This window comes from Pseudomonas sp. GZD-222 (assembly GCF_049310525.1).
Classification (GTDB): domain Bacteria; phylum Pseudomonadota; class Gammaproteobacteria; order Pseudomonadales; family Pseudomonadaceae; genus Aquipseudomonas.
The window spans coordinates 1-10,298 of sequence record NZ_JBMOWO010000093.1; the positions used below are offsets into that span (position 1 = coordinate 1).

9 protein-coding genes are annotated in these 10,298 nt (G+C 61.6%); 1 reads left to right on the forward strand and 8 read right to left on the reverse strand.

Going from position 1 to position 10,298, the window contains the following annotated elements; genetic code table 11:
- Positions 1-73: 73 nt before the first annotated feature.
- The 8 genes from ACO6VD_RS17615 to gcl all read right to left on the reverse strand — a co-directional run bounded on the left by ACO6VD_RS17615 (position 74) and on the right by gcl (position 9,520).
- On the reverse strand, positions 74-1,075 hold the full coding sequence (locus tag ACO6VD_RS17615) for a sulfate ABC transporter substrate-binding protein (protein ID WP_400172688.1): 1,002 nt from the start codon (positions 1,073-1,075) through the stop codon (positions 74-76).
- A 93-nt stretch (positions 1,076-1,168) separates the two neighbouring features.
- Positions 1,169-1,993 carry an ion transporter gene (locus tag ACO6VD_RS17620; protein ID WP_400172689.1) on the reverse strand — a complete coding sequence of 275 codons (825 nt, stop codon included), beginning with the start codon at positions 1,991-1,993 and terminating at the stop codon, positions 1,169-1,171.
- 44 nt (positions 1,994-2,037) lie between these two features.
- Positions 2,038-2,925 (reverse strand): urea transporter, encoded by an 888-nt coding sequence (locus tag ACO6VD_RS17625; RefSeq protein WP_422420919.1) that lies wholly within the window; start codon positions 2,923-2,925, stop codon positions 2,038-2,040.
- Between the two features lie 108 nt (positions 2,926-3,033).
- Positions 3,034-4,449, reverse strand: coding sequence for a pyruvate kinase (gene pyk / locus ACO6VD_RS17630; protein ID WP_400172691.1), 1,416 nt, complete (start codon positions 4,447-4,449; stop codon positions 3,034-3,036).
- On the reverse strand, positions 4,446-5,720 hold the full coding sequence (locus ACO6VD_RS17635; RefSeq protein WP_422420920.1) for a glycerate kinase type-2 family protein: 1,275 nt from the start codon (positions 5,718-5,720) through the stop codon (positions 4,446-4,448). Before ACO6VD_RS17635 ends, pyk begins: the two co-directional genes overlap by 4 nt.
- 159 nt (positions 5,721-5,879) lie before the next feature.
- Positions 5,880-6,773 carry a 2-hydroxy-3-oxopropionate reductase gene (locus tag ACO6VD_RS17640; protein WP_157193441.1) on the reverse strand — a complete coding sequence of 298 codons (894 nt, stop codon included), beginning with the start codon at positions 6,771-6,773 and terminating at the stop codon, positions 5,880-5,882.
- Positions 6,774-6,904: 131 nt separating this feature from the next.
- Positions 6,905-7,687 (reverse strand): hydroxypyruvate isomerase, encoded by a 783-nt coding sequence (hyi, locus tag ACO6VD_RS17645; RefSeq protein ID WP_422420921.1) that lies wholly within the window; start codon positions 7,685-7,687, stop codon positions 6,905-6,907.
- A 57-nt stretch (positions 7,688-7,744) separates the two neighbouring features.
- Positions 7,745-9,520: a glyoxylate carboligase gene (gene gcl, locus ACO6VD_RS17650; RefSeq protein WP_422420923.1), complete on the reverse strand. Its 1,776-nt coding sequence runs from the start codon at positions 9,518-9,520 to the stop codon at positions 7,745-7,747.
- Between the two features lie 258 nt (positions 9,521-9,778).
- Between gcl and ACO6VD_RS17655 the strand changes: the two genes are divergently transcribed.
- Positions 9,779-10,219 (forward strand): GlcG/HbpS family heme-binding protein, encoded by a 441-nt coding sequence (locus ACO6VD_RS17655; protein WP_157193438.1) that lies wholly within the window; start codon positions 9,779-9,781, stop codon positions 10,217-10,219.
- The last annotated feature ends 79 nt before the right edge of the window (positions 10,220-10,298 follow it).

A 10,298-nucleotide genomic window follows, 5' to 3' on the forward strand; every position in this document is an offset into this window, starting at 1 on the left:
TAGGCGGGGGACGGGCCGGCCCCCACTTTGTTTTACGGGGGGGGCGGGCTTGCCCCGCGATAGGACTGGACTGTTACTGGCCGGTATAGATCTGGTCGAACACGCCACCGTCATTGAAGTGGGTCTTCTGCACGGTGCGCCAGTCGCCGAAGGTCTTCTCTACCGAGAGGAAATCGACTTTCGGGAAACGGTCGGTGTACTTGGCCAGGATCGCAGGATCACGCGGGCGCAGGTAGTTGTTGGCGGCGATTTCCTGGGCCTCTGGCGACCACAGGTACTTCAGGTAGGCCTCGGCGGTAGCGCGGCTGCCTTTTTTGTCGACGACCTTGTCGACCACGGTCACCGGTGGCTCGGCTTCAGCGGAAACGCTCGGGTAAATGACCTCGAACTGATCACGGCCGAACTCGCGGGCGATCATCTCGGCTTCGTTTTCGAAGGTCACCAGCACGTCACCAATCTGGTTGGTCATGAAGGTGGTGGTGGCGGCACGGCCACCGGTATCGAGCACCGGCGCCTGTTTGAACAGCTTGCCGACAAACTCCTTGGCCTTGTTCTCGTCACCGCCGTTCTTCAGCACATAACCCCAGGCCGAGAGGTAGGTGTAGCGGCCGTTACCCGAGGTTTTCGGGTTGGGGACGATGACCTGGACGCCATCTTTGAGCAGGTCTGGCCAGTCTTTGAGCGCTTTAGGGTTGTCCTTGCGAACGATGAACACCGTGGCCGAGGTGAACGGCGCGCTGTTGTTGGGCAGACGGGTGACCCAATTGTCCGGCACCAGCTTGCCGTTGTCGGCCAGGGCATTGATGTCGGTGGCCATGTTCATGGTGATGACATCGGCGGGCAGGCCGTCGATCACCGAGCGCGCCTGCTTGCTCGAACCGCCGAAGGACATCTGCACGGTGAGTTTCTCTTTATGCTCGGCTTCCCAGTGTTTCTGGAAGGCAGCGTTGTAGTCCTTGTAGAAGTCGCGCATGACGTCATACGAGACGTTCAGCAATGGCGCGGGTGCGGCGTGAGCCAGGGAGCCCAGAGCGAGACCGGCGGCCAGAAGCGAGGCACTAAAGAGTTTTTTCACGGAGCTTTCCTTGTTCGAATTAGCGTTAAAGGCATTATGCCAGCGACTATAGCGGTTGGTGCTTAGGCGCTAAAAGATTAAAAAGTACTTTGCTTATTCCATTTTCTTGAACAGTGCATTGCCACAGCGTGAACAGAAGGCTGCGCCGTGCTCATGCTGGTTTTTGCGGCAGACCGGGCAGTCGTGCTTGAGCTGTTCGCCACGCATGGCATTGGCCAGTTCAGCAGTGAAGATCCCGGTGGGCACGGCAATGATCGAGTAACCGGTGATCATCACCATCGAGGAAATCACCTGGCCAAGCGGGGTTTTGGGCACGATATCGCCAAAGCCGACGGTGGTCAGGGTAACGATCGCCCAATAGATCCCCTTGGGAATACTGGTAAAGCCATGTTCGGGGCCTTCGACCACATACATCAGGGTGCCGAATACCGTCACCAGGGTCGAGACACTGACCAGAAAGACGATGATCTTCTGCTTGCTGCCGCGCAGCGCCTCGAGCAGGTAATGCGCCTGTTTGAGATAGGGGCTTAGCTTGAGTACGCGAAAGATCCGCAGCATACGGATCACCCGGATGATCAACAGGTACTGCGCGTCGCTGTAGTACAGGGCAATGATTCCCGGCACGATCGCCAGCAGGTCGACCAGGCCGTAGAAGCTGAAGGCATAGCGCAACGGCTTCGGTGAGCAGTACAGGCGCACTACATACTCGGCGAGAAAGATCGCGGTAAAGCCCCACTCGATCAGCGCCAGCAGCCCGGCGTAGTTCTGGTGGATCTCGTCGATGCTGTCGAGGATCACAGTCACCAGGCTGGCGAAGATGATCAGCAGCAATGTTTTGTCGAATCGCCGCCCGGCGATGGTATCGGTTTGAAAAACGATGATGTAGAGCCGCTCACGCCAGCTCGAAGGGGTGTCCATGCTCAGCTCCATTACACAATGGAGCTGAGCCTAGGGGCAGCAACTCAGCTATGCAAGCGACCGGCACGGCGAGCCAGCGGCTGGCGCAGCAGGCGCTGGCCGATCAGCACCAGCCAGCAGGCGAAGATGAACGGTGCGGTCAGGCCTGGCACCGGCAATTGAGCAACCAGCGGTTGCAGCAGGATTGCCAGGATCATCGCCAGTAATGGCAGCCAGGGTTGCTTGCGGGTCTGGCTGAAGGCCAGCGCGGCGAGCGCGGCGTTGAAGCCGTAGAGGCCGGCGTACGCGGCATTGGCTTCACCCCCGAGCAGCGCGACGCTACCGCCCAGTGCGGCACCGAGCAACGCCCAGGCAGCGGCATAGCGATTGGAGATCAGCAGGCCAACGGCAATCAACAGGCCGGCCAGCGGGTTGTCGAGCAGAAATACCTGGCCCAACCCACGCATCAGGGCATAGAGCGCATTGGGCTCAATCGTGCTGGAAGCGCTGGCGCCTGGCTCGCTGACCAGCAGCACGCCCCAGCCGATCAAGACGAACGGCGCGGTGTAAGCCGGAAGCAACAGGTTGGAGCTGGCGCGTTTGAGCCACTGGTGCACGAGCATGCTGCTCAAGCCGCCGGCGGCGATGATCAGCGGCGGCAGGATTGCTGACCAGGGCAGGGCGTAGCTGAGCAGCAGGCCGATCAGCACACCGTTGTAGCTGTACAGGCCAGCCTGGCGATCGGTGCGGTTGTAGCCACGGCGCTGGGCGGTGAGCAGCCCGGCGAGGGCGCCAAGCAAGGCGCCGCCGACCAGATCGGGGGCGGTCAGGGTGATGGCCAGCAGGCACAACAGCCCGCACAGCGGATTGCGCTGCAGCAGGACCTGGCTGAAGCCATTGAGCAAGGCCGTAGCCCAATCCGGGCACGGGTTGACGAAATTCTTGGTGTACATGGGGGCAGTCTGGGTTGATGTGGAGTGGAGTGGCCTCTTTGGGCCTTTTCCGTGTTGGGTTTATCGCGGGGCAAGCCCGCTCCCACAGGGTAGGAGCGGGCTTCACCTTCAGATCAAGGTTTCAATCCGCAGCGTGTTAGTCGATCCCGGCTTGCCAAAAGGCACACCGGCGGTGATCAACAGGGTATCGCCACGGCTGGCCATGCCTTGTGCCTGGGCGATTTCCAGCGCGGTGGAGCAGATTTCATCGACCTGGCGCAGGCGGTCATTGACCACCGAGTGCACACCCCAGGCCACGCTCAGACGGCGGGCGGTGGCCAGGTTGGGGGTCAGGTTGAGGATCGGTGCCCGTGGCCGCTCGCGTGCAGCACGCAGGGTCGAGGCGCCCGACTCGCTGTAGTTGACCAGCACTGCCACCGGCAAAATGCCGCTGATACGACGGATCGCACAGCTGATCGCATCGGAAACCGTCGCTTCCGCCTTCGGCCGGCCAACGTCCAGTTGCACCTGGTAGTCCGGGCCGTTCTCGACCTGGCGGATGATCTTGCTCATCATCTGCACGGCTTCGAGCGGGTAGTCGCCGGAGGCGGTCTCGGCCGAGAGCATTACCGCATCGGCACCTTCGGCGACGGCGTTGGCCACGTCAGTGACTTCGGCGCGGGTCGGGGCGGGCGAGAAGCGCATCGATTCCAGCATCTGCGTGGCAACCACTACGGGTTTGCCCAGTTCGCGGCAGGTATTGATGATGCTCTTCTGGATCTGCGGCACGCTTTCGGCCGGCACTTCCACGCCCAGGTCACCACGGGCAACCATGATCGCATCGCTGAGTTCGGCAATCGCCCGCAGCTGGGTAACGGCCGACGGCTTCTCGATCTTGGCCATCAGGTAGGCGCGATCGCCGATCAGCTGGCGCGCCTCGACGATGTCTTCCGGGCGCTGCACGAACGACAGGGCCACCCAGTCGACACCCAGCTCCAGGCCGAAGGTCAGGTCGCGGCGGTCCTTGGCGGTCAGGGGGCTCAAGTCCAGAACCGCTTGCGGTACGTTGACCCCTTTGCGGTCGGACAGCTCGCCGCCGTTGAGCACTTCGGTGTCGATGGCGTCGCTGTGCTTGGCGGTCACCCGCAGGCGCAGCTTGCCGTCATCGAGCAGCAGGTCCATGCCTGGTTCCAGCGCCGCGATGATTTCCGGGTGCGGCAGGTTGACCCGCTCAAGGGTGCCAGGGGTGCTGTCGAGGTCCAGGCGCAGGGCCTGGCCGCGTTGCAGCTGGACCTTGCCGTCGGCGAAGCGGCCGACACGCAGTTTTGGCCCCTGCAGGTCCATGAGGATCCCCAGCGGGTAGTTGAGCTGGCTCTCTACCTCACGGATCCACTGGTAGCGCAGGGCGTGGTCTTCGTGTTCGCCGTGGCTGAAGTTGAGGCGAAAGATGTTCACCCCGGCTTCGACCAACTGGCGGATGTCGTCGATACCCTTGATGGCAGGCCCGAGGGTCGCGAGGATTTTGACTTTTTTATCAGGCGTCATGGTTTGGCACTCTCAAGGATCAGAATCGCGCGAAAATCGTTGACGTTGGTCCGCGTCGGCTCGGTGACGATCAGTGCATCGAGCGCGGCGAAGTAGCCGTAGCCATTGTTGTTGTCCAGTTCGTCGCTGGCCGACAGACCCAGAGCTGCAGCACGTGCGTAGCTGTCCGGGGTCATCAGGGCACCGGCGTTGTCTTCCGAACCATCGATGCCATCGGTATCACCGGCCAGGGCGTAGACGCCGGGCAGGCCTTTGAGGCTTTCGGTCAGGCTCAGGAGAAACTCGGCATTGCGTCCGCCACGGCCATTGCCGCGCACGGTCACGGTGGTCTCGCCACCGGAGAGGATCACGCACGGCGGCGACAGCGGCTGGCCGTGCAGGACGATCTGCCGGGCAATGCCGGCATGGACCTTGGCCACTTCCCGCGATTCACCTTCCAGATCACCCAGAATCAGCGGGCTGAAGCCGGCCTGGCGGGCTTTGACTGCCGCCGCCTCAAGTGACTGCTGAGGACGGGCGATCAACTGGAAATGGCTGCGGGCCAGTGCCGGGTCGTCGGCCTTGACGGTCTCGGAGGCCGGGTTGTTCAGCCACGCCGTCACCGCCGCCGGGGCTTCGATGTTGTAGCGCTTGAGAATTGCCAGGGCTTCAGCCGAGGTGCTCGGGTCGGCCACGGTGGGGCCGGAGGCGATGACCGTGGCCAGGTCGCCCGGTACATCGGAAATCGCATAGGTGTAGACCGTGGCTGGCCAACAGGCCTTGGCCAGACGGCCGCCCTTGATCGCCGAGAGGTGCTTGCGCACGCAGTTCATCTCGCCGATGGTGGCGCCGGACTTGAGCAGCGCTTTGTTGATCTGTTGCTTGTCGGCCAGGGTCAGGCCTTCGGCCGGCAAAGCCAGCAGGGCAGAGCCACCGCCGGAGAGCAGGAAGATTACCCGGTCGTTTTCGCTCAGGTCACTGACCATCTCCAGTACGCGTTTGGCGACCGCCAGGCCGGCGGCATCGGGGACCGGGTGGGCGGCTTCGACCACTTCGATCTTCGAGCAGCTGGCGCCGTGACCGTAGCGGGTTACCACTAGGCCGGAAACCGGGCCTTGCCAGTTGCGTTCGACGACTTCGGCCATGGCGGCGGCAGCCTTGCCGGCGCCGATGACAATAACGCGACCGCTGCGGTCGCTGGGCAGGTGTGCTTCAAGAACCTGGCGTGGGTGCGCGGCGTCGATGGCCGTAGCGAACAGGTCGCGCAGAAAGTGTTGCGGATCGAGCGACATGGCAGGCTCCAATCTTATTGTTCTTCAGAATCGAAAACGCCCCTGGTTCTGCCTCCGTGCAGGCCGACCCAGGGGCGGTGGTGCTCTTTGAGCGGCAAGCCTCAAGAAAATGCGGATCGATGCGCGACCTGGATTTTCTTACGGCGTGAAGCTTGCAGCTTACTCGTCGCCGCGGATCGAGAAGTTGGCCATGTGCTCAAGGCCTTTGATCAACGCCGAGTGGTCCCAGTTGGCACCACCGATGGCCGCGCAGGTGCTGAACACTTGCTGGGCATTGGAGGTGTTGGGCAGGTTGATGTTCAGCTCCTTGGCGCCTTGCAGGGCCAGGTTCAGGTCCTTCTGGTGCAGGCTGATGCGGAAGCCTGGATCGAAGGTGCCTTTGATCATGCGCTCGCCGTGCACTTCGAGGATCTTCGAAGAGGCGAAGCCGCCCATCAGTGCTTCACGTACCTTGGCTGGATCGGCACCGTTCTTGGCAGCAAACAGCAGCGCTTCGGCGACGGCCTGAATGTTCAGGGCGACGATGATCTGGTTGGCGACCTTGGCCGTCTGGCCGTCACCGTTGCCACCGACGCGGGTGATGTTCTTGCCCATGGCCTGGAACAGCGGCAGGGTGCGTTCGAAAGCGTTCGGGCAACCACCGACCATGATGCTCAGGGTCGCGGCTTTGGCGCCGACTTCACCACCGGACACCGGCGCGTCGAGGTAGGCAGCACCAGTGGCTTTGATTTTCTCGGCGAAGGCTTTGGTAGCGGTAGGGGAGATCGAGCTCATGTCGATCACTACCTTGTTTGGACCGACGCCTTGGGCAACGCCGTTTTCACCGAACAGGACCGCTTCGACCTGTGGGGTATCCGGCACCATGACGATGATGAATTCAGCTTCCTGAGCCACTTCTTTCGGGTTGGCCAGGGCGACGGCGCCAGCGGCGACCAGGTCAGCCGGGGCAGCATCGTGATGAGTGGAGAGGAACAGGCTGTGACCGGCTTTTTGCAGGTTCTGCGCCATTGGGCGGCCCATGATGCCGGTGCCGATAAATCCGATTTTAGCCATGAGAGATGCCTCTTGTAATTGTTAGATGCGGTAGCCCGGTGGGAGCGGGCTTGCCCCGCGATAGCGGTGTTGAAGTCGCTATCGCATCGCGGGTCAAGCCCGCTCCCACCGAGAATCCATGCCAATCAGTTTCAGATCGCGTTGTGGGATTTCAACCAGCCAAGGCCAGCTTCGGTGGTGGTCAGCGGCTTGTATTCACAGCCCACCCAGCCCTGGTAGCCGATGCGGTCCAGGTGTTCGAAGAGGAAGCGGTAGTTGATTTCGCCAGTGCCCGGCTCGTTGCGGCCCGGGTTGTCGGCCAGCTGGATGTGGTTGATCTTGGCCAGGTTGCTTTCCATGGTGCGGGCCAGGTCGCCCTCCATGATCTGCATGTGGTAGATGTCGTACTGCAGGAACAGGTTGCTGCTGCCGACTTCGGCCTGGATTTCCAGGGCCTGTTGGGTGTTGTTCAGGTAGAAACCTGGAATGTCACGGGTGTTGATCATTTCCATGACCAGCTTGATCCCGGCGGCTTGCAGTTTGTCGGCGGCGTACTTGAGGTTGTCGACAAAGGTCTTGCGCACGGTCGCGCAATCCGGACCTTGTGGACGAATACCGGCCAGGCAGTTGACCTGGGTGTTGCCCAGCACCTGGGCGTAGGCGATCGCCAGGTCGACACCGGCACGGAACTGCTCGACGCGGGCCGGATCGCAGGCGATACCGCGATCACCTTTGGTCCAGTCACCGGCCGGCAGGTTGAACAGCACCTGGGTCAGGCCGTGGGCATCGAGCTGCTGCTTGATTTCAGCCGAGCTGTAATCGTACGGGAACAGGTATTCGACACCGCTGAAGCCGGCGTCGGCTGCAGCCTTGAAACGGGCGAGGAAGTCCTGCTCGGTGAACAGCATGGACAGGTTGGCGGCGAAACGTGGCATGGTTGTCTCCTTGCAAAAGTAGGCCCTGTGCGTAACGCAGCAGGGCCGCTGCAGCAATCAGTCGAGCAGGGAAATCGCGGTTGGCGCGTCGTTGCCGACCAGGGCCAGGTCTTCGAATTCGTTGACCGCGTTGATTTCGGTGCCCATGGAAATGTTGGTTACGCGCTCGAGGATAACCTCGACCACCACCGGAACCCGGAACTCTTCAGCCAGTTTTTGCGCTTTGAGCAGGGCCGGGGCGATCTCGCTCGGCTCGGTAACGCGCAGGGCCTTGCAACCCAGGCCTTCGACCACGGCGACGTGATCGACGCCATAACCGTTGAGTTCAGGGGCGTTGACGTTCTCGAACGCCAGCTGCACACAGTAATCCATCTCGAAGCCACGCTGCGCCTGACGGATCAGACCCAGGTAGGAGTTGTTCACCAGCACGTGAACGTACGGCAGATTGAACTGCGCACCCACCGCCAGCTCTTCGATCATGAACTGGAAGTCATAGTCGCCCGACAGCGCGACTACCTTGCGGGTCGGGTCGGCCTTGACCACACCCAGGGCGGCAGGAATGGTCCAGCCCAGCGGGCCGGCCTGGCCACAGTTGATCCAGTGACGCGGCTTGTAGACGTGCAGGAACTGCGCGCCGGCAATCTGCGACAGACCGATGGTGCTGACGTAGCAGGTGTCTTTGCCGAACACCTGGTTCATTTCCTGGTACACGCGCTGCGGCTTGACCGGCACGTTGTCGAAATGGGTCTTGCGCTGCAGGCTCGATTTGCGCTGCTGGCAGTCTTCCAGCCAGGCGCTGCGATCCTTGAGCTTGCCGGCGGCTTTCCACTCGCGAGCCACTTCCAGGAACACGTCCAGAGCGGCACCGGCATCGGAGACGATACCCAGGTCAGGGGTGAATACCCGGCCGATCTGGGTTGGCTCGATGTCGACGTGAATGAAACGGCGGCCTTCGGTGTAGACATCAACCGAACCGGTGTGGCGGTTGGCCCAACGGTTACCGATACCCAGGACCACGTCGGACTTGAGCATCGTGGCGTTGCCGTAGCGGTGCGAGGTCTGCAGACCAACCATACCGACCATCAGCGGGTGATCGTCAGGGATGATGCCCCAGCCCATCAGGGTAGGGATAACCGGGATGCCGGTCAGTTCGGCGAACTCGACCAGTTTCTCGCAGGCATCGGCGTTGATGATGCCACCACCGGCAACCAGCAGCGGACGCTCGGAGGCGTCGAGCATGGCCAGGGCTTTTTCGACCTGGATGCGGTTGGCGGCAGGCTTTTGTACTGGCAGCGGCTGGTAGGCATCGATGTCGAATTCGATCTCGGCCATTTGCACGTCGAACGGCAGGTCGATCAACACAGGGCCTGGACGGCCGGAGCGCATTTCATAGAAAGCTTTCTGGAACGCGTAAGGCACCTGGCCTGGTTCCAGAACGGTGGTCGCCCACTTGGTCACCGGCTTGACGATGCTGGTGATGTCGACGGCCTGGAAATCTTCCTTGTGCATACGGGCACGCGGCGCTTGGCCGGTGATGCACAGGATTGGGATGGAGTCGGCCGAGGCACTGTACAGGCCGGTGACCATGTCAGTGCCGGCAGGGCCGGAGGTGCCGATGCACACGCCGATGTTGCCGGCTTTGGTGCGGGTGTAGCCCTCGGCCATGTGCGAGGCGCCTTCAACGTGACGAGCGAGGACGTGATCGATACCGCCGACTTTCTTCAGGGCCGAGTACAGCGGGTTGATTGCAGCACCCGGAATACCAAACGCGGTATCAACACCTTCGCGGCGCATCACCAGAACGGCTGCATCAATTGCTCTCATTTTGCTCATGGTTTTGTGCCTCTTTGATTTTGTAATTGTATACAAATGGCTTTTCGTCAGAGTGTATTCACGCCAGGCGACTCTGGTCAATCCATTTTCATCGGCGATGGGTGCTTTCGTCGGGAAGGCCATAAAAAAGGCGTTTCGTCCGAATTGGTTTATCGCGCTGAAAATATTGTATACAAAAATATTCGCCATTGTGTTCTATTTGTTCTATTGCTTTTTCACACCTGCCCTCAGGGCTTCTAACAACAAGAGGACCTTTCCATGACCACATTGACCCTGAAAGTCGCTGTCAGCCTGGTGAACGCCGCGCTGGCCGCGGGTCGCAAGATCTCCGCCGCACCCTTGACGGTGGCGGTGCTTGACGCTGGCGGCCACCTGCTGACCCTGCAGCGCGAAGACGGCGCTAGCCTGCTGCGCCCGCAGGTGGCGATGGGCAAGGCCTGGGGGGCTATCGCCCTGGGCAAGGGTTCACGCCTGATTGCCCTGGACGCACAGCAACGCCCGGCATTTTTTGCCGCGCTCAATGGTCTGGGGCAAAGCCCGGTGGTGCCGGCGCCAGGTGGCGTGCTGATTCGTAATCAGCAGGGCGTGGTGGTGGGGGCGATCGGTATCAGTGGCGATACCTCGGATATCGATGAGCAGTGCGCGATCAGTGCGATCGAAGAGGCAGGATTGACGGCGGATGCCGGAGTAGCGGCTTAAGGCTTTACCCCGGTGGGAGCGGGCTTGCCCCGCGATTGCGATTGTTCAGTCACATCGCATCGCGGGGCAAGCCCGCTCC